We start from the raw sequence: 17,989 nt of genomic DNA, 5'->3' as shown, positions 1-17,989 counted from the left end.
CTCAACATTTTTAGAGCTTGTAACTCACCGACATGGAAATTCAGAGTTCCCATCGGTAAAAAACAATTCATCTCCCATAATTTTACTACAATATATAAACAACAAAATTGTAAAAATGTTTCTTTTATAGATTATTTAATTTTAGTGCTCAGATCTAGTATGATAGGTGACTCCATCTCCCAACCATGACATGGATTATATAAACGAAAGAGACGACCCTAAGGAGGGCCGTCTCTTGTACTGCGAATAGACCAATTATTGCAATTTCAATGCTTTGGCCGTGCGAGCTTCTACTTCATCCATCAGAGAGGTCATATCCATACCCGTATGATTACCAAGCAGAATAATCGTTACGTCGTCTGATAGATTACGAGAGAAGGCTGTGGCAAAACCGCCTCCGCTGCCATTGTGGAAGACGGTGCGATTATCGCCTTTTTCCTTGAGAATCCAGGCATAGCCGTAATTTTTGTCCGAATAGGGCTTGTACATCTGTTCAATCGTCTCCTGACTGAGGATCTGATCGGTGTACAGTGCGCGGTCCCATTTGAGCATATCGTCAACCGTCGAATAGATCGTCCCTGATCCCGATTGTGACACGTAATAAGGAGCAGGCACCCACTTGTTATTTTCTGCAACGAAACCACTGATAGTTTTGACCTTGCGTGATGCCTCACCCGAGTTTTTCATGCCGAGCGGCTTCAGAATCGTTTGTTGAACATAGTCGGCATAACTCATGCCGGATACCTGTTCAATGACATAGGCGAGCAGCACATAGCCGCTATTGCTGTAGAGATAGGCAGTGCCCGGTTCGAACTTCAGCGTTTTGTGACGGATCTCCTCTACCGTTTCTTCCAGTGAGGTTCCTTCACCCCGACCAAATGCAGACGGAAGCCCGGAAGTTTGAGATAACAGCATATGCAGAGTCATCTCGTCACCCTTCGGAATACCAGAGATGTATTTGGAGATGGGATCTTCTACATTCAGCTTGCCATCTTCCGCGAGGCTGAGAATGGAAGCTGCCGTGAAGGATTTGCTCAGTGAAGCAATTCTTGTCTTCTGGTCCGGGCGGTTCAGCGTTTTCTCATCGGCCAGTCCATATCCTTGACGAAGCAATACTTCACCATTGCGGGCTATTAGGGCCATGCCAGGGAATTGAATTTCACGTAAATAAGCATCCACGCTGGTCACTTCCTTGTCCAGCAAACTGACTTTGTCCGTTTGGATGTTCACGCTCATCTGACCAGATGAGGTACGGCCGACTTTTATATCGGCTTTCAGGGCATTAGCCATAGGACGGACAGGTACCATAAGCGTACCGTTAACCGTACGGGATTTCACGCCTGCATCCAGGCGAACATGGTTGACCTTGATCGAGTCGCTGCCGGACTGGTGAACCAAAGTATCTCTTCCGACGGTGATGGTAGCTGTTTTGGTACGGTTATCCCATTTCAAGGAACCCTTCACCGACTGGACGACATCCCTAAGGGGTACGTACGTTGATCCGTTATAGATCTGAGGTGTATTCTTCCAGGATTGTGGTTCGCCATTCACTTCAATAAGAACTGCTTTCGTGTTCTGTGCAGCCGATATCGATGTGCTGAATTGTCCCAGCATCGGCCCTGCAACCAGAATGAACGCGAGCAGAATACGAAACAGGGATAAATAGGCCTTGGAAACCGATTGATGCTCGTGAGGCGATCTGCGTGTGATTTGAATCCTCTCCTTCCAGACTTTTCATGAATAACCAGCTTAAAATATTGTAAACGATCTCGCGGAGAGGGTCAAAATGGATGGAGAACAAGAGAATAGAAGAGCCTAACAAAAATAATAGAATTTCGATGATATTTAGTATTCATACATAATGTTTTCATGATGTTCGTCCGATAAAAAGATAGGTGAAGATGATGATGGGGGATAGTTCATATGAAGAAAAGGTTTCAACAATGGTTTGCGCCAACCGTAAAAAAACGTCTGGTCGCGGCGCTGCTTCTGTTTTTGATTGTGCCAAGCATCACCGTTGGTTGGTTATCTTACGATAAAGCCGCAGAACGGGTTAGAGAAGAACTCCTGCATTCTGCACAGGCCAAAACAGAGATGCTCAGTTTACAGATTGATCAGATGCTCAACATGGAGAAAGATAACGCCGCACAGCTCGCTGCGGGTTTTACTTCTGAGGATGTTATTAATAAATCGCCTGCACTGCAAAAACAAATGGATGATATGTCTCAAAACCATAAAGAACTGGGCGTGCTGACCATCGGTGCCGAGGATGGAAGCTGGATGAAGTCTCCTGATCCTGGGCAACAGATCTATGATCCGCGGGAACGCAGCTGGTATACGATGGGCATGGCATCCAATGAACCTATTATTTCGGATACATTCCAGTCGGCAACGACAGGAGAGTGGGTCGTGACTGCCTCTGCCAAGCTGGCTGATGGTAAAGGTGTATTTGGAGCCAATGTTAGTCTTAACCACTTAAAAGAAAACGTAGATCAGATTCATATTGGTGAAGAAGGAAAGCTGTACATGTTGGACAATGGCGGAAAGTTCCTGTTCCATTACAATATCGAATCAGGTGTGCAGTCAGATCAAGACTATATTAATCAAATGTACACGAGCGACAGAGGAACCGTGAAGTATACGTATGAAGGACAAGAAGTGGAAGCTGTATACTTTACCAACCCGGCAACGGGATGGAAAATCGTTGGTGAGATGCTGCCTTCCGAAGCAGATGAAGCAGTTAGACCGATTATGATTCGAACCTATACACTTGTGGGAAGTTCACTAATCATCGGTATAATCCTGCTCATATTCATCATCCGAGGAATTGTTCGTCCATTGCAGCAGCTCACCCAGGCCGCATCCAAGGTCAGCGCCGGGGACCTTACGGTTCGTGTTGGGCTGAAGCGGCGGGATGAATTTGGACAGCTTGGAGACAGCTTTGATTCCATGACTTCATCGCTGCGCAATGTTCTTGGAGAGGTGCATGATACGTCGAGCCAGCTTGCAGCGTCTTCCGAGGAATTGATGGCCAGTTCGGAACAGACGTCCAAAGCCACAGAACAGGTTGCCGAGCTGATGCAGAACGCAGCGGAAGGAACGACCAAACAAAATGACAGTCTTGCGGCAACGGGTCAGCTTGTCGGAGAGATGTCCATTGGTGTCAAAGAAATCTCTTCCAGCGCCGAAGAGACGGCCCGCATTGCAGGGGAAGCTTCGAACAAGTCCGAAGCCGGAATGGTAACCGTGGAAGAAGCGGTCGCTCATATTCAGCGGGTCAACGAAGAGAGTGAAGCCATGGCGGCAGTCATTGAGGATCTCCGGGCAAAAAATGAAGAGATTATTCAGATCGTTACCGAAATTACCACCATTGCGAAACAGACCAATATTCTCGCGTTGAATGCGAGCATTGAAGCTGCCAGAGCTGGAGAGCAAGGACGCGGATTTGCTGTTGTAGCCAATGAGGTTAAAGCTTTGGCTCACAATTCAGGAAGTTCTGCCGAGCGGATTAATGAGTTAATGCGTGAAATGCAGGAGAAAACGTACGCAGTGCAGTCCACCTTTGCACGTACAGGTGAAGGTATGGTGAAAGGTTCGGAGCTGATTACCGAAGCGGGCGATGCGTTCCGTACCATTCGAGATGCGGTGCAGCTCGTTGCTGCTCAAGCTGGAGAAGTGTCTGCCGCATCCCGTCAGATTGATGGAGGAATGAATCACGTAACCAAAGCGGTCAATGATACCATTGTCTTGTCTGATCAGATCGCATCCGGTACGGAGGATGGCTCTGCTGCAGCACAGGAGCAGCTTGCCACGATGGAAGAAGTGGCAGCTTCCTCTGCCGCATTGTCTCGAATGGCTGAAGATCTGCAGAGCATGATTGAACGTTTCAAGCTATAACCGATTAAATTGAATAAAGCGGTGCCTCTGAGTTAGAAAGGGGATAAACCGTAGAGTACCAGCGTCAGCATGACGATGACAACGAGACTGCAGGGTCAATTCCCTGTAGTCTTTTTTTATTGGAATAAGTATGCCCTGGTAACCTCAATGGAGAGCTTAACTCATTGAGAAGAGAGCATACAGAAGATGGCCATTGACTTTAAACAAACAAAATTATAATATATCTATAAATAAACAAACAAACTTATATCGAATTATTGAGTGGTATTAATTGTCGATTGGGATATCTATTAAAAGCATAAAAAGGAGTTTGTCCAATGAAATCATCGGAACCATTATTGCAGACGGCCACGCTCGAAGAGATCAAGCGGGGATATCTCGCGGAAGGGCCAACCTTTACATGTATCTGCTGTGGCTATAAAACAGAGGCGGGAATTGTCTATCCCGAGGAAGGTGTTCTCTATGAGGCAGAGAGATATATGCGTGTTCATATCGAGAAGGCCCATGGATCTGTTTTTGAATACTTGCTGGAGCTGGATAAAAGTGTAACAGGCCTATCCGACGTGCAGCGGGGGTTACTTGGGCAGTTTTATGAAGGGAAGAAGGATACCGAAGTGCAGAAGGCACTGGGGATCGGTAGTGCGTCCACCATTCGGAATCACCGGTTTGTGTTGAAGGAGAAAGAACGGCAGGCCAAAATCTTTTTGGCATTAATGGAACTGCTAAAAAGCAAAGATGACTATGCTCCTGCCGAGCTCGTACTGCCTGTCACAAGACATGTGCATACGATCAACTATAAACAGTTTGATATCTCGGAACAGGATCGTGAAAAAGTGCTGGCCAAGTATTTTCCAGAAGGTACAGATGGTCCGCTGTCGAGTTTTCACATGCAGCAGAAGCATAAATATATCGTTCTCACTGAAATCGCCAAACGGTTCGAGCCAAAACGCCACTATACCGAGAAACAGGTTAACGAGGTCTTAAAACAAATCTATGAGGACTACGTGGAACTGAGGAGATATCTGATCGACTACGGTTTCCTGAATCGTGAAGAGGACGGCAGTCAGTACTGGTTAAATCTCTCGGCAGAGCAAGAAGAGAAGAAGAATAATAAACAAACGGAAACGGGAAGCGGGAAAGGAGAGAACGAAGAAATGAATCGGCGCAAAGAACTTCAGGAGCAGGCCAAGGAAATCAAGACGGAGGCTGGAATATACCAGATTCGAAATGAACGCAACGGTAAAGTCTACCTGGATAGCACATTGAATCTGAAAACGATCAATGGACAGAAATTCATGCTGCAAATGGGCAGTCATCTGAACAAGCAGCTGCAGGCGGAATGGAATGAATACGGTGATGATGCGTTTACGATTGAAGTGCTGGAAGTATTGAAAAAAGAGGATAACCCCTATTTTGACACCAAGGATGCACTTGCCAAATGTTTGGATCGTTGGATGGATCAGCTTGAGCCATACGGCGAACAAGGTTATCACGGGGACAAAAAAGGTAGTAGTCAGTAATTCCACAGCATATTTATTTCGGGCTTACCAAGTCCATGACCTTAACAGGTTATGGACTTTTTTGCATGAGAGATCTATTTGCATCTGTTCTGTAAAGGAGAAATCTGTCTCTCCCTCATTCACTCAACTTGTGGTATATTTCTAAATTAATATAAAGGAAACGTATTTACATCTCTGAAGGGATGAGAAGGAGTTGCAGCAGAATTGGATAAATCAATGCCCATGGTCACAAAATCGGAAGACATCTTAGAGACTCGGGATCATGCCACGTTTATGCAGGGGGTAAAGGATTGCATTCCAACCCTGCTTGGCTATTTGAGTATTGGGTTTGCAGCAGGTGTCATCGAAATGACAGCAGGACTCAGTATGGCGGAAATAGCCCTGCTGAGTCTGATCTTATATGCAGGTTCGGCCCAGTTTATTGCTGCAGGCATGCTCGCATCGAACGGATCGGCAGCAGCGATCATCTTCACGATTTTCTTTGTCAATCTGCGACATCTATTACTCAGTGCAGCCGTATCGCCGTATTTCAGGCACCTGACCCCACTCAAAAACATGTGGATTGGCTCCCTGCTCACGGATGAATCGTTCGGAGTGGCGATGACTCGCGCAATTGGCCGCAAAACATTAAGTGAACGTTGGATGCATGGATTGAATATTACAGCTTATCTGAATTGGTTCGCAGCCAACATGGCAGGAGCTTATTTCGGGCGCTGGATTACCAATCCGGAGCAGTTTGGACTGGATTTTGCCCTGCCGGCTATGTTTATCGGCCTAATCGTGCTCCAGTTAATCCATCGGAAAAACAGAAAGCTGCACATCAATGTAGCCATTATTGCCGTGGTGTGTGTGGTACTAGCGAGTATGGCCTCTTTGGGCAGCACGAGCATTATAGTGGCTGCAGTCGTTGCAGCAACGATGGGAGTTGTCATGGAACGATGGAAGTAAGATGGGATGTATTTTGGATTATTATCGGGTCCGCCTTGTTGACCTTTATTCCCCGGGTGCTGCCCCTAATGCTGTTTAGCAAAATACAGATTCCGGTATGGCTGCTTCGCTGGCTGGAATATGTACCTGTGGCCGTGATGGCAGCATTAATTGGTCAGGAGCTGTTGATGTCTGGCAACCAGCTGGTACCGCTCACCCAAAATGCTGCACTGTGGGCTGCGCTGCCTACCTTTGTGGTAGCGATCTGGACGCGAAGCCTTCTCGGTACGGTTCTTGTGGGCATTGTAGCGATGATGATTTTGCGTTATGTGCTCGGGTAGAGGACGCAAGAGGTACAGGTAATTCCTTCAGACTAACGGTTAATAATGTTCTATAGACCTATGTAGTAGAACTGAGGTATCCGTTAAGAATGAAGGGAGCGAAGGTGAATGGGTAATACGAGGAAAAAGGTCCTGATCACAGGTGCTGCTGGCGTAATCGGTCGCAGTCTGCTGGACGGTCTGAGGGAAATGGACAAGTATGATATTGTTGCGGCTGACCTTCAGGATGATCCTGGAGCAGGTATTGTCCCCATGGATGTTACGGACGCAGAAAGGCTGCAAGAGTTGATGCGAGGAGTGCATACTGTGCTGCACATTGCCTGGGCCAAGGATGAAGAGGACTTCTTGGGTAAAGTTCTACCGATCAATGTTACAGGAGCTTACCATGTATATGAAGCAGCACGAATGAATGGTGTTCAGCGTGTCATTTTTGCAAGCTCTAACCATGCAACTGGCTTTTACCGTACAGGTGAAGAGATTGAGGTCAACGACCCCTATCGCCCTGACAGCTTCTATGGCCTCAGCAAATGTTATATTGAACTGCTTGGCCGATATTATGTGGACAAGTATGACCTGTCTTCATTCAACATTCGGATCGGCAACTTCTCCGGGGATGATTATCCGCATTCCGAGCGCTCTGCCCATATCTGGATATCCCCGAGGGATATGGTGCAGCTCGCTGTGTGCTGTATTGAAGCCGATTCCGGGATGAAGTATCTTAATCTATATGGAACCTCCGCGAATAGCGACAATTATTATGATATCGGTTATTTGGCTGAAAAAATTGGATACCGCCCGGAAGACGATGCTGCCGCGCTGTGGGAAGAAGCGAAGCGCAGAGGTGCGCCGGATAAGCAGGATGAGACGAAATATCAGGGCGGAGGATATGTGGCAAAAGACCAGAAGGGCGTTTAGTTGAACTGTTGAAAACGCTATTTTCTATTGAACCGGAAAGGGATAAAATGGAGACTGTAGGATCAAGGTTTCCATTTTGCATAAGAGGAAGGAACGGTTTAAATCATGAGTACAAGTCCATCCGTAATATTGTTTCAGGGAGATTCCATTACAGACGGAGGAAGATCGCGGAACGATGATCCGAATCACTTTCTGGGACATGGCTACGCTTATTTGATCTCAAGCAGATTGGGTGCGGAGCTGGCAGAGAAGCAGCCCACCTTCTACAACAGGGGGGTTAGTGGGGATCGCGCATCCGATCTGTATGCACGCTGGAATGAAGATACCTTTAGTTTGAAGCCGGAGCTGATCAGCATTCTGATCGGTGTGAATGACGCCTGGCGTATAATGAATAATGAACGGAGCGGGGTGACGGATCGTCTTGGACGGGCATATCGTCATCTGCTTGAAGAAACGCGGGAAGTGCTCCCGAATACAGGGCTCGTGTTGATGGAACCCTTCATTCTGAAAACCGGCGCTACGGTGGACAAATGGGATGCATGGCAGGAGAAAATAGGCCAATATCAACGCCTTGTCCGGGAGCTCGCGGATGAGTTCGATGCTGTGTTCGTTCCATTGCAGGATGTGCTCAATCAAGCGACTGAAAAGGCAGAGGCATCCTATTGGTTGTGGGATGGTGTGCATCCAACGGCGGTAGGTCATGAACTGATTGCACGTCAATGGTTATCTGTCGTACAGGACAGCAAACTTAAAATCCAATAGGAAAAAAGAGCAGAGGGTCCTGTGCAATCCTCTGCTCTTTTTTTACATAGACGAACATCCGAAAATAAATTATAGAAAAGTTACATATTTAGAAATCCCTTGTTTTATTTCCAAAGAGGAGGGTAATTAAGAAGCGTAGCACACTATACTCAATACCCGATAAGGAGTGAATTCAAAATGGCACAGAATAACCAAAACGGAAAAATGAGCCGTGAAGAAGCAGGACGTAAGGGCGGAGAGGCAACCTCGAAGAACCATGACAAGGATTTCTATCAGGAGATCGGCAGCAAAGGCGGGGAAGCTACATCAAAATCCCACGACCGTGAGTTCTATCAAGAGATTGGAAGTGAGGGCGGAAGCGCCCGGGGCAGCAGTGACGGAAATGACGATCAGGATGGCAAAATGAGCCGCGAAGAAGCAGGGCGCAAGGGTGGACAAGCCCGGTCACGGAATCGGAAAAATTAATCATTGATATAGAAGCAAGCGTGAAAAAAACGTAATTCTAGCAAACAAGGCCAGATCTCACCTGTGGAAAAGGGTGGGTCTGGCCTTATTTATTCATTTAATGTTGTACGGATAATCTAGGCTCTAGGCGATATGTGGTTCAATGGCTTGTCGATAGCTGAGCAGGGATTCATCAATGATGGTATGCAAGAAAACAGGATCCATGCCCTGCAGCAGTGATTCTGCATAACGCCAGGCGTTTTCTTCAATACGCAACCGGATCTCTGCCTGCTCAGGAGCCGAAAGGGGACCATCAAGAAGGTTGGAGAGATATGCTAATTCCGTATCCTCTGCATGACCCAGTTCATGAGCCAGAATGACATAAATATAGGCTTGCAATGGAGCTAGCGTACCGAAGAGCATCCGGCATTGCTCCATGATCTCTTTTTTGTACAGATATACGGTGTGACTCCCCATGTGATATTTACCTCCGACGAGGCGATTGTCCGGAAAATGGGATTCGACCTGGACAAGCACCCGGCTATCCGAGCGTTGCAGCAGCTCCGTTACAGCCTGATCAAATAATTCAGTATTCAGTATGGTTCACCTGTCCTCATAATGGAATAAAATGCATATGCAATGAGTACCGACAACTCTTTTACGAGAAAACAGTCTGAAAAGTTTCAGTTATTTTCATATTATTTGTTTTTTTACATAAGATTAGCCGAATTCCCTTCATTTTTAATATCTAATAAGCTAAAATGAAATCGGTTACAAAAATGGGGAGGAATTCTTATGAAGGTTCACCCTGGATTACGTTGGAAGGCAGATCACATCGCTGCGGCTATGAAACATGGTATGTCCAATGGTTTGGAGCTTATCCATCACTGGAAAGACAGGCTCACGGACACGTGGAATGACCCTGTTTACGCCGGCTTTTGGTCGGATTTAGAAGGTTATGAACAGAAGGCACTCACAGAGAACCTGCCTGAACTATCTTTTTCCCTATTTCGTCAATTCAGGGATACGGGTGAGCGTCAAGCGTATGAGCAGGCCTATTTTGAAAGGCGCGGAAGGCTTGTTTCGCTGGGGCTGCTGGTGGCAGTATCGCCGTCTTCCTCTCGTTTGCATCTGCTGGAGGATCTGATCTGGAGTGTTTGTACCGAACAAACCTGGTGTCTGTCTGCCCATATACCGGAAGGGGAAGAAGCTGGCGCAAGAACACATATTGATCTATTCGCTGCAGAGACCGCACAGATGCTGGCAGAGCTAGTTGTGATACTGGATGACATGCTGGATGAACGTGTGATTCGGATGGTCAAGGCGGAGGTAGAAGACAGGATATTTACTCCATTGTACAGGGAGCAGCGGACTTACGGTTGGGAAGAGGCAAATCACAACTGGTCAGCCGTTTGCAGTGGAGGATGCGGAATGGCTGCTCTCCTTTTATTGGAGGATGAGCGTCTTAGAACCATGGCTGTGCAGCACACGATTCGATCCATGAATGCCTTTTTGAGTGGTTACGGGCCGGATGGAGGATGTGCTGAAGGTGTGGGCTACTGGGTGTACGGGTTCGGATTCTATACCTATTACGCAGAGATGCTGAGATTGTTCAGTGCAGGTGAACTGGATATGTTGTCAGAACCCAAGACGGGAGCGATTGCTGCTTTCCCGGGAAATATTCATTTATCGGATGGGGTATTTATCAACTATTCGGACAGTCGCGAGCGGGAGACGCTTCCGTCCGGTCTGCTGTCCCTTTTATCCGAACGGCAGCAGATTCAAATCAACTCCGGGCTTCACATCCCGCTTCTCTCCCAGGATCCCTGCCGCAGGTGGGCTCATGCTCTCCGCAATGTACTCTGGACTAATCCGGCTAAGTTCGAGAGTGAGACTGAATCGGGTGAGCCCGGGGCTCCGATTTACTTGGAGGATTTGTCGTGGGTGATAGCACGAGGGACGCTGACAACAAGCGAACAGCAGGAAGTAAAGGTGGCCTTTTCGGTAAAAGGAGGTCATAACGCAGAGCCTCATAATCATAATGATCTGGGACACTTCATCCTTCATGGCGGCGGTGAAAACATTCTCTGTGATCCAGGCTCAGGCGAGTATACTCAAGCCTACTTCGCACCTGGTAGGGAAAGCATTCTGCAAATTGGCTCTCAGGGGCACAGCGTTCCTGTCATTGAAGGAACGGGTCAACAATCCGGAAGACAAGCCGAAGCCAAAATGCTACATATTAAGCACCTGCCATCACAGGGGATAGAGGCTGAATTGGATCTGACATCAGCTTATTCTGAGGCTCCTACACTGGCAAGATATATCCGGCGGTTACGATGGCACGGTTCAGCTGGAAATTCCGAAGCAGAGCTTTTCCTTGAAGACCACTACCAATGGCACCCACCTTCCGGTATTCAGAGAGGGGAGCCCTTGGATGTAAAACCGCTAGTTGCCCAACATTTTATCAGTCGAATCGAACCTGTCTTGCAAGAAACAGGAGTACGATGGGAAGGAAGCAGGGCTGTGGTGTTCATGGCGTACGATGCTGAATGCTGGAATGCACAGATCGAAGTGATCGAGACCGTGGATCATGATCACCTGCCACAGAAGTTTTACCGCACCGCATTAATCTTACGACAAACCGCAGATGAAAGCGGTAATTCTCGGGATCATTCCGTACAGGAGACAAGGTGCAGACTCAAATTCACCATGTATCCGAGGTAATTCCATTCAAAGGATAAGAATTGAAGACAATCCGGACTGAACTGTTGCAAGGAAACCACTGAAGGCTGCGTAAAGATATAGTCCATTAAAGTTGCGTACGTGTATGAGTAAATAAATAAGGATACGAAAAGAGGAGGCAAAGCTCGTGAGTACATCGACATCGGTAACATGGGTTGAAGAAGCTTGGCGGCAGGGCGCGGACAAAACCATTCGCAACGCACAGCGAATCAAGGATACCTTTCCACACATCTCTCCGCAGGGGACGTATGACCAGAATGATCCGGAATGGTGGACAGCCGGCTTCTGGCCAGGATTGTTATGGCTTGTGTATGGTGAGTCCCCGGAAAATGTAGATGCTGCTTCATTGTCTCGTATTGCAGATAGCTGTGAACGGCAGCTGGAGGGATGCCTCCGCAATCCGGATTCGGTGGATCACGATCTTGGTTTCATCTGGCTGCTCAGCGGCGTAGCATCGTACCGCCAGACTGGCAGCATGGACAGCCGGCGGCGAGGGATGCTTGCTGCCAATCTATTTGCTGCTCGCTTCAATGTACGTGGTCAGTTCATTCGTGCCTGGAACTTCAACTCGTCCACAATGGATACGCGCGGCGTAGCCATCATCGACAGCATGATGAACCTGCCGCTGCTCTACTGGGCATCGGAGCAGAGCGGCGATCCCCGCTTCCGCTTGCTGGCGGAAGCACACGCGGACACGGTTGCGCGCGAGTTCGTCCGCGCAGACGGGTCCATCTGCCACGTGGTGGAGTTTGATCCACACACGGGGCAGAAGCTGAGAGAGCATGGCGGACAGGGCCATGCTCCGGGTTCCGCCTGGGCGCGGGGCACCGCCTGGGCGCTGCATGGTTTTGCGCTGTCTTACCGGTATACGGGCGAAGCCCGCTATCTGGAGACAGCGGAACGCGCGGCCGATTTCTTCCTCGCCATGCTTGGCGAAGATATCGTGCCGTTCTGGGATTTTCGCGCACCGGCGGAGCATCAGGTGGCGTGGGATTCGTCCGCCGCTGCGATTGCGGCGAGCGGTCTGCTTGAGCTGGCGAAGCTGTCGCCACGCGGAGAAGAGTATGCCGCAGCGGGCGAGCGCATCGTTCGCGGCCTACATGAGCGCTACAGCTCAGGCGAGTCAGCTGCGGAAGAGGGGCTGATCATGCAGGGAACCGTGCATTACCCGGAAGGAAGGGGATTGAATGTGCCGATCATCTACGGCGATTATTTCTATATGGAAGCGCTGGCGAAGCTGCGTGGACGTCCGGGACTATTTTAACTTCAACATGTCGGAGAATTAAATCATTGAAATAAAAAACCACCTGAAGCAGCCTATCTTCCACGGGGCTGTTCTGGGTGGTTTTTCGTGATATGAGTTAGATGATTTATTTATTTTTCTTCGAATGGTACGCGTCTTAGGATCACAAAGTCCGCTGAAGATTGATCGGGATATCGCTGCGGGATGATCTCTTGAACCTTGAAGTCGGGATAGTCAAATAAATAATGGAACAGGTTGCGATCCTGAATCGTGTCCACACCCGGGTTGCCGTTTTCCTTCAACCTGGTGTACAGTACAACCCATTCCTTCGATGAATGCAAAATATCATATAAGGTATTGCGGAAATCCGTCTCATCCGTGATGTGATACAGCACATCGAGGCAAACCGTAAGGTCGGCCGTCAGAAAACCCCGGTTGATCCACAGGCCAGGTGTATACAGCATGAAGCTTTTGGAGGAGTCCGTGGCAAATTTTGAGGCACACAAGCGCACCGAAGAGGCTGCGACATCGACACCGAGGTATTCTTTATAATTCATATACTGCAGCTGGTTGCCATCCCCACATCCAAACTCGATTACGCTGGTAATACCCTCCTGTTGGATCAATCCGTTCACAATCTCGGCCTTGAACTCAGCCAGAACCCCGTATGATCCACGTCCAGAAGTTTCTCCGGAACGGTATGTCTGCTCCCAATATCCAATGTAATCAAAGGGCTGCCGCATGTTTCTCCTCCTATCATGTACAATTCAGTTGCTTGGCGCATGAAAAATAGCAATATAGATAGGTTATGCGGAATGCTGGCGGGTATGATTCCCTGAAGAGAGATGAGACAACGGAATTGTTTTCCAATCATTTTTCTGAAAAATCGCTGAAAGCCTAAACATCTGGAAAGAACTTGCCGACATTAAAATTAAGGAAAAAAATGATGATAATCGGGGGGAAATGATGTTAAAGCCAAGATTGACCAAGTACATGGTGATGATGCTGGTATTCGTGCTGAGTATTTCCAACGTAGGCTTGGCCGCTGCGGCAGATAAGGAACTGTCCAAAATAGTGGTTTCCAAAAATGAAGTGGCGCTTGAAGTGGGAGAATCCAGTTCTGTAACAGCTACAGGAGTCTATACGGATGCTTCAACAAGCAATATTACAGTGAATGCAAGCTGGAGCAGTGATGACACTGCAGTGGCTACGGTATATAACGGAACAATTACTGCCAAAGGTGAGGGACAGGCAACGGTCATCGTATCCTATGAAAATAAGCCACAATCCATTCAGGTGAATGTCACCAAAAAGGTTAAGGCGTTGACCAAAGACAAGCAAACCCTTGATATTCGTAAAGGTGAATCTGATCAGATCAAACTGACTGCAACTTACAGTGATAACAGTTCTGAATCCGTATCCGATATCGCAGAATGGTCTTCTGATGACGATCAGGTAGCGACTGTAGTTAACGGTAAAGTTACCGGACAAAGCGCGGGTACGGCATTAATTACAGGTAAGGTAGGAAAACAATCTGTTACCGTTGAGGTAAACGTCGAAGTCGTGAAGCGAATCGATACAGATAAAAAACAAGTAAACCTACTTTTGAACAAAAGCGACAAAGTCGTTTTGACAGCAACATATCCGGATGGAACGACCATGGATGTAACTTCTCTTGCAGATTGGAGTTCCAGTGATGAGAAAATCGCTGATGTGCTGAAGGGTACCATCACAGGTTATGCCGCGGGATCTGCTGTAATCACAGCTAAATACGGTACGAAAACCGTTTCGATCGATGTAGACGTGGATCGGACAAGCAATCTGAAGGTGGACGAGCAAAAGTTATTCTTCAAATTAAGCAATACGGATCGCTCCAAACAACTGACGTTGACGGCAATCTATCCGGATAGTTCAGATGCAGATGTAACCAATACGGCAGTGTGGACATCCAGTAACGAAAAGGTTGCTACTGTATATAAAGGTCAAATTACAGCCATTGGTCAAGGTACAACTACAGTTAAAGCCAGCTACAGTGGTAAAACCGTTGAAATTACGGTAGATGTAGACACCGCTCGTTATCTGGACGTTGTAGACGTTGAAGATAAGCTGGCTATGAGTTTGACCGGAACAAAAGAAAAAGAACTTACGGTCAACGCGGAGTATGTGGATGGAAGCACGGAGAATGTAACATCCAAAGCAACGTGGACTTCAAGCGATGAAGATATCGTCTATGTATCTACAGGTAAACTTACGGCTTACAAATCGGGACAGGCAACCATTACAGTAGCTTATGGCGGCAAAACGGTCAAAATCACTGTAAGTGTAGATGTCCCAGACAAATACGAAATGCAAAACAAGAAAAAATCAATCGGTGTGGGTGATACCTTTACTGCAGAGGTTCTAGCTGTATATGGCAACACATCCAAAGTCGTAACTGAAGATGTGGAATGGAGCAGTAGCAGTGATAAGGTTGCCGAAGTGTCCAAGGATGGCGAAGTAAAGGGTATTGCTGTCGGCAAAGCAACCATTACCGCTAAAGTGGATGGAAAAACACTGACCATGTCTGTTGAGGTTGGTATGGCAAGCGGCCTCGAAGCGGATGTAAACTTTATCGCACTGGCTTCCAAAGAAACACAGCAGATTACTCTGACGGGTACAGATGAAGACGGTAAAACGCTGGATGTAACTTCAGAAGCAACTTGGAAAACGAGCAATGCTCGGGTAGCTGATGTTAAAAAAGGTTTCGTAACAGCAAACGGTAGCGGTAAAGTGAACATTACAGCAGAGTATGGTTCCCAAAAGGTTACGATCGCAATTGAAGTTGATGTCATTGCCCGCATTGAAGCATCAGAGCCAGCAGTATCTCTGAAATCTGGCGAGACAGCTGATATTACCGTTGTGGCGTATTTTAATGACGGTAGCGAACGCGATGTAACCGACAAAGCCGAATGGAAAACCAACAGCTACAAAGTAGCTCAGGTAACCAAAGGAAAAGTAAAAGCGGTTGGTTCAGGTAAAGCGAAAATTACAGCCAAATATGGCAGCAAATCCGTAACTGTGGCTATCGATGTAGACACATTGAAATATCTACAAACCGATAAAGTTACCTTGACCATGAAACCAGGGGATAAGGTTACCGTGGTAGCAACGGCAACGTATGCAGATGGCAGTGAAGCAAATGTCTCCAAACCGGCACTCTGGAAGTCCTCCCGTATTGCAACAGCGTCGGTGAAGGATGGTATCATCCAGGCTAACGGTAAAGGTAAAGCGACAATCACGGTGAGTTATGCTGGCGTGAAAACAAAAGTGACCATCGTTGTTGAAGCGAAATAAAACTTAAAACTTGCCTTGAAGGTGAGATGTAAACGGGAAAACGGTGATGCCAGCTTGGATGCTGACACCACCGTTTTTTTGTATAAACAATTATATTTTCTCCATCAACGGATTACATCGTATGAGACAGAACCAAGGCACCATAAGCAAAAGCGATAACAATTAAAATAGCTGGATGCAGTTTGGTCTTGGTCATGATCCATAAGGAGATCCCTGCAATGATCAGTGTCTGCCAGATCCCGATGGAATCAGTGGATACTTGGCCGAACTCCCATGTGAGCAGAATCATAAGCACTGCAATAACGGGCTGCACAAGCAGCGTCATTCCTTTGACTTTCGGCGATGTACGATGCTTGTTAAGCAAACGAAGCAGCAGGATCAGTGCGGCAGCAGAAGGTACAATCGTGGCAAAACTGGCGATAAACGCTCCGAACCACCCGGCCACCTGATAACCGACAAATGCGGCAATCTTGGTAGCGATTGGACCAGGGAGCGCATTCCCGATGGCGAGTACATCGCCAAATTGCTCTGTGGTCATCCACTGATAATGGTTCACCACTTCTTCCTGCATGAGAGGGATGGAAGCAGGACCGCCCCCGTATCCCAAAATATTTGCTACGAAAAATCCCCAAAACAATTCCCACCATGTTTGAAGCATCGTTTAGGACACCTCCTTGTCGGAGCTGCGTTTGGACTTGTAGCGCTGAACCAGATCCAGGTGGAATACGCCATAACCCAGGAAGACTGCAATAACAATGCCTGGATGAATATTCAGCAGCTGCAATAACACAAACGCAATGACACCAAACAGGATGGCAAAGGTTTTGCCGAGTCCGGACCATGCTTTTTTGGCGAATTCATAAGCCATCATGCCCAGCATCACAAAGATCACGGGGCGCACAGCCGCTACCATGCCTGCTACGATCTTCGACTCACGTAATGCGTACATGGAGCCAAGCAGGGCGATAATGGCAATGCTTGTGGGCAAAATGTGTGCCAGCACGGACACGATGGCGCCGAGCGCGCCTTTGGTTTTGTAACCGAGGTAAGCAGCCATTTTGGTTGCAATCGGACCAGGCAGGGCATTGGCTATGGCCAAAATTTCGCCGAATTCCTCATCAGTAACCCATTGATAACGGGTGACGGCTTCATAACGAATCAACGGAATAACCGAAGGACCACCGCCATAACCTAATATCCCGGTTCGTACCATACCCGTAACGAGACCGGTGTAATCTTTCCAACTCATGCTGTTTTCCTCCTACAGTCTCATGCCCATTCGGCTTTTATATCGTTTCAATAACAACTGTGATTCGACCTTCACAATGCCAGGCATCTTGTAGAGCTTCTCCAGCAGAAACTGCTCCATCTCTTCCATGTCCGCAAAAATGCCGTGCATGTGCAGTGTGCTTGGGCCCGTCATATGATAGAGGCTGGTGACCGCCGGTTCCTCGTCCAGTTTCTCGGCCACTTCATCAAGGAAGGGCGGCTCCACATCTACATTAAAAAAGGCAGAGACCTGAAGCCCAACCTTACCCGGGTTAATAACAACCGTGAAACGTTCAATAATGCCTTTTTCGGATAAAGCATTGATGCGAGCCTGAACCGCTACACGTGACAGTCCAATCTGTGCGCCCAGATCCGTATAGGATATACGGCTGTTCTGATGCAGGGCGGCTATGATTTTCCGATCGATCGCGTCCAGGTTGTACATTTGCGGGATTTCTCCTCCTTTAGAGGAGCGTTTATCTGACATGATTAATCCATCCTTTTCGTTCTCTATATAGATATAAAATGTAAACCTTCAAAAATGCATTTTGCATGCAGCATTCATATTTTAATGACGAATCGTAATTGGAGTCAAC

General features: G+C 47.6%; 16 protein-coding genes. 10 read left to right on the top strand and 6 right to left on the bottom strand.

Translation table 11 applies throughout. The features are described 5' to 3' along the window. Window positions 1-255 precede the first annotated feature (255 nt). The gene (locus CHH60_RS24855; RefSeq protein WP_095361652.1) at window positions 256-1,614 is read right to left on the bottom strand and encodes a serine hydrolase; all 1,359 of its coding nucleotides are present in this window, start codon (window positions 1,612-1,614) and stop codon (window positions 256-258) included. A gap of 309 nt (window positions 1,615-1,923) precedes the next feature. Here CHH60_RS24855 and CHH60_RS24850 point away from each other — a divergent pair, with 309 nt between their 5' ends. The 7 genes from CHH60_RS24850 (at window position 1,924) to CHH60_RS24820 (ending at window position 8,827) form a co-directional block, all read left to right on the top strand. Then, complete coding sequence (locus CHH60_RS24850; RefSeq protein ID WP_095361651.1) at window positions 1,924-3,897, top strand: methyl-accepting chemotaxis protein; 1,974 nt, start codon at window positions 1,924-1,926, stop codon at window positions 3,895-3,897. A gap of 317 nt (window positions 3,898-4,214) precedes the next feature. Continuing rightward, window positions 4,215-5,417, top strand: coding sequence for a DUF2087 domain-containing protein (locus tag CHH60_RS24845; RefSeq protein ID WP_095361650.1), 1,203 nt, complete (start codon window positions 4,215-4,217; stop codon window positions 5,415-5,417). 222 nt (window positions 5,418-5,639) lie between these two features. After that, window positions 5,640-6,365 (top strand): AzlC family ABC transporter permease, encoded by a 726-nt coding sequence (locus CHH60_RS24840; RefSeq protein WP_255248079.1) that lies wholly within the window; start codon window positions 5,640-5,642, stop codon window positions 6,363-6,365. Next, on the top strand, window positions 6,356-6,685 hold the full coding sequence (locus CHH60_RS24835) for an AzlD domain-containing protein (protein ID WP_095291558.1): 330 nt from the start codon (window positions 6,356-6,358) through the stop codon (window positions 6,683-6,685). The genes CHH60_RS24840 and CHH60_RS24835 overlap by 10 nt, the downstream gene beginning before the upstream one ends. Before the next feature lie 108 nt (window positions 6,686-6,793). Continuing rightward, complete coding sequence (locus CHH60_RS24830; RefSeq protein ID WP_095361649.1) at window positions 6,794-7,600, top strand: NAD-dependent epimerase/dehydratase family protein; 807 nt, start codon at window positions 6,794-6,796, stop codon at window positions 7,598-7,600. A gap of 105 nt (window positions 7,601-7,705) precedes the next feature. Continuing rightward, the gene (locus CHH60_RS24825; protein ID WP_095361648.1) at window positions 7,706-8,362 is read left to right on the top strand and encodes an SGNH/GDSL hydrolase family protein; all 657 of its coding nucleotides are present in this window, start codon (window positions 7,706-7,708) and stop codon (window positions 8,360-8,362) included. A gap of 177 nt (window positions 8,363-8,539) precedes the next feature. After that, window positions 8,540-8,827, top strand: coding sequence for a KGG domain-containing protein (locus tag CHH60_RS24820; RefSeq protein WP_095361647.1), 288 nt, complete (start codon window positions 8,540-8,542; stop codon window positions 8,825-8,827). Between the two features lie 123 nt (window positions 8,828-8,950). On the opposite strand, the gene CHH60_RS24815 is transcribed toward CHH60_RS24820, so the two are convergent. After that, window positions 8,951-9,283 (bottom strand): hypothetical protein, encoded by a 333-nt coding sequence (locus CHH60_RS24815; RefSeq protein WP_095361646.1) that lies wholly within the window; start codon window positions 9,281-9,283, stop codon window positions 8,951-8,953. Between the two features lie 318 nt (window positions 9,284-9,601). On the opposite strand from CHH60_RS24815, the gene CHH60_RS24810 reads away from it, so the two are divergent. Further along, window positions 9,602-11,530 (top strand): heparinase II/III family protein, encoded by a 1,929-nt coding sequence (locus CHH60_RS24810; RefSeq protein ID WP_095361645.1) that lies wholly within the window; start codon window positions 9,602-9,604, stop codon window positions 11,528-11,530. A gap of 145 nt (window positions 11,531-11,675) precedes the next feature. Continuing rightward, window positions 11,676-12,812: a glycoside hydrolase family 88 protein gene (locus tag CHH60_RS24805; RefSeq protein ID WP_095361644.1), complete on the top strand. Its 1,137-nt coding sequence runs from the start codon at window positions 11,676-11,678 to the stop codon at window positions 12,810-12,812. A gap of 110 nt (window positions 12,813-12,922) precedes the next feature. Here the strand turns inward: CHH60_RS24805 and CHH60_RS24800 are convergent, their stop codons facing one another. Next, window positions 12,923-13,534, bottom strand: a complete 612-nt coding sequence (locus CHH60_RS24800) for a class I SAM-dependent methyltransferase (RefSeq protein ID WP_095361643.1) — start codon at window positions 13,532-13,534, stop codon at window positions 12,923-12,925. A gap of 223 nt (window positions 13,535-13,757) precedes the next feature. On the opposite strand from CHH60_RS24800, the gene CHH60_RS24795 reads away from it, so the two are divergent. Next, window positions 13,758-16,124, top strand: coding sequence for an Ig-like domain-containing protein (locus tag CHH60_RS24795; protein ID WP_095361642.1), 2,367 nt, complete (start codon window positions 13,758-13,760; stop codon window positions 16,122-16,124). 112 nt (window positions 16,125-16,236) lie between these two features. Here CHH60_RS24795 and CHH60_RS24790 read toward each other — a convergent pair whose 3' ends face one another. Genes CHH60_RS24790 through CHH60_RS24780 form a run of 3 tightly spaced genes read right to left on the bottom strand, consistent with a single transcriptional unit; the run spans window position 16,237 to window position 17,880 of the window. Next, window positions 16,237-16,782, bottom strand: coding sequence for a chromate transporter (locus CHH60_RS24790; protein ID WP_095361641.1), 546 nt, complete (start codon window positions 16,780-16,782; stop codon window positions 16,237-16,239). A 3-nt stretch (window positions 16,783-16,785) separates the two neighbouring features. After that, a complete protein-coding gene (locus CHH60_RS24785) occupies window positions 16,786-17,373 on the bottom strand; it encodes a chromate transporter (RefSeq protein WP_095361640.1) in 588 nt (195 codons plus the stop codon). 12 nt (window positions 17,374-17,385) lie between these two features. After that, complete coding sequence (locus CHH60_RS24780; protein ID WP_095361639.1) at window positions 17,386-17,880, bottom strand: Lrp/AsnC family transcriptional regulator; 495 nt, start codon at window positions 17,878-17,880, stop codon at window positions 17,386-17,388. Between the last annotated feature and the right edge of the window lie 109 nt (window positions 17,881-17,989).

It is taken from the genome of Paenibacillus sp. 7523-1, assembly GCF_002276415.1.
Taxonomy (GTDB): domain Bacteria; phylum Bacillota; class Bacilli; order Paenibacillales; family Paenibacillaceae; genus Paenibacillus; species Paenibacillus illinoisensis_A.
This window is presented reverse-complemented; position numbering and strand designations above follow the sequence as displayed.

Coding starts and splice junctions, on each gene's coding strand:
- CHH60_RS24820 (WP_095361647.1), top strand. CDS start 8,540: ATGGCACAGAATAACCAAAACGGAAAAATGAGCCGTGAAGAAGCAGGA.
- CHH60_RS24830 (WP_095361649.1), top strand. CDS start 6,794: ATGGGTAATACGAGGAAAAAGGTCCTGATCACAGGTGCTGCTGGCGTA.
- CHH60_RS24835 (WP_095291558.1), top strand. CDS start 6,356: ATGGAAGTAAGATGGGATGTATTTTGGATTATTATCGGGTCCGCCTTG.
- CHH60_RS24845 (WP_095361650.1), top strand. CDS start 4,215: ATGAAATCATCGGAACCATTATTGCAGACGGCCACGCTCGAAGAGATC.
- CHH60_RS24815 (WP_095361646.1), bottom strand. CDS start 9,283: ATGGGGAGTCACACCGTATATCTGTACAAAAAAGAGATCATGGAGCAA.
- CHH60_RS24810 (WP_095361645.1), top strand. CDS start 9,602: ATGAAGGTTCACCCTGGATTACGTTGGAAGGCAGATCACATCGCTGCG.
- CHH60_RS24780 (WP_095361639.1), bottom strand. CDS start 17,880: ATGTCAGATAAACGCTCCTCTAAAGGAGGAGAAATCCCGCAAATGTAC.
- CHH60_RS24840 (WP_255248079.1), top strand. CDS start 5,640: ATGGTCACAAAATCGGAAGACATCTTAGAGACTCGGGATCATGCCACG.
- CHH60_RS24850 (WP_095361651.1), top strand. CDS start 1,924: ATGAAGAAAAGGTTTCAACAATGGTTTGCGCCAACCGTAAAAAAACGT.
- CHH60_RS24785 (WP_095361640.1), bottom strand. CDS start 17,373: ATGAGTTGGAAAGATTACACCGGTCTCGTTACGGGTATGGTACGAACC.
- CHH60_RS24790 (WP_095361641.1), bottom strand. CDS start 16,782: ATGCTTCAAACATGGTGGGAATTGTTTTGGGGATTTTTCGTAGCAAAT.
- CHH60_RS24855 (WP_095361652.1), bottom strand. CDS start 1,614: ATGCTGGGACAATTCAGCACATCGATATCGGCTGCACAGAACACGAAA.
- CHH60_RS24800 (WP_095361643.1), bottom strand. CDS start 13,534: ATGCGGCAGCCCTTTGATTACATTGGATATTGGGAGCAGACATACCGT.
- CHH60_RS24825 (WP_095361648.1), top strand. CDS start 7,706: ATGAGTACAAGTCCATCCGTAATATTGTTTCAGGGAGATTCCATTACA.
- CHH60_RS24795 (WP_095361642.1), top strand. CDS start 13,758: ATGTTAAAGCCAAGATTGACCAAGTACATGGTGATGATGCTGGTATTC.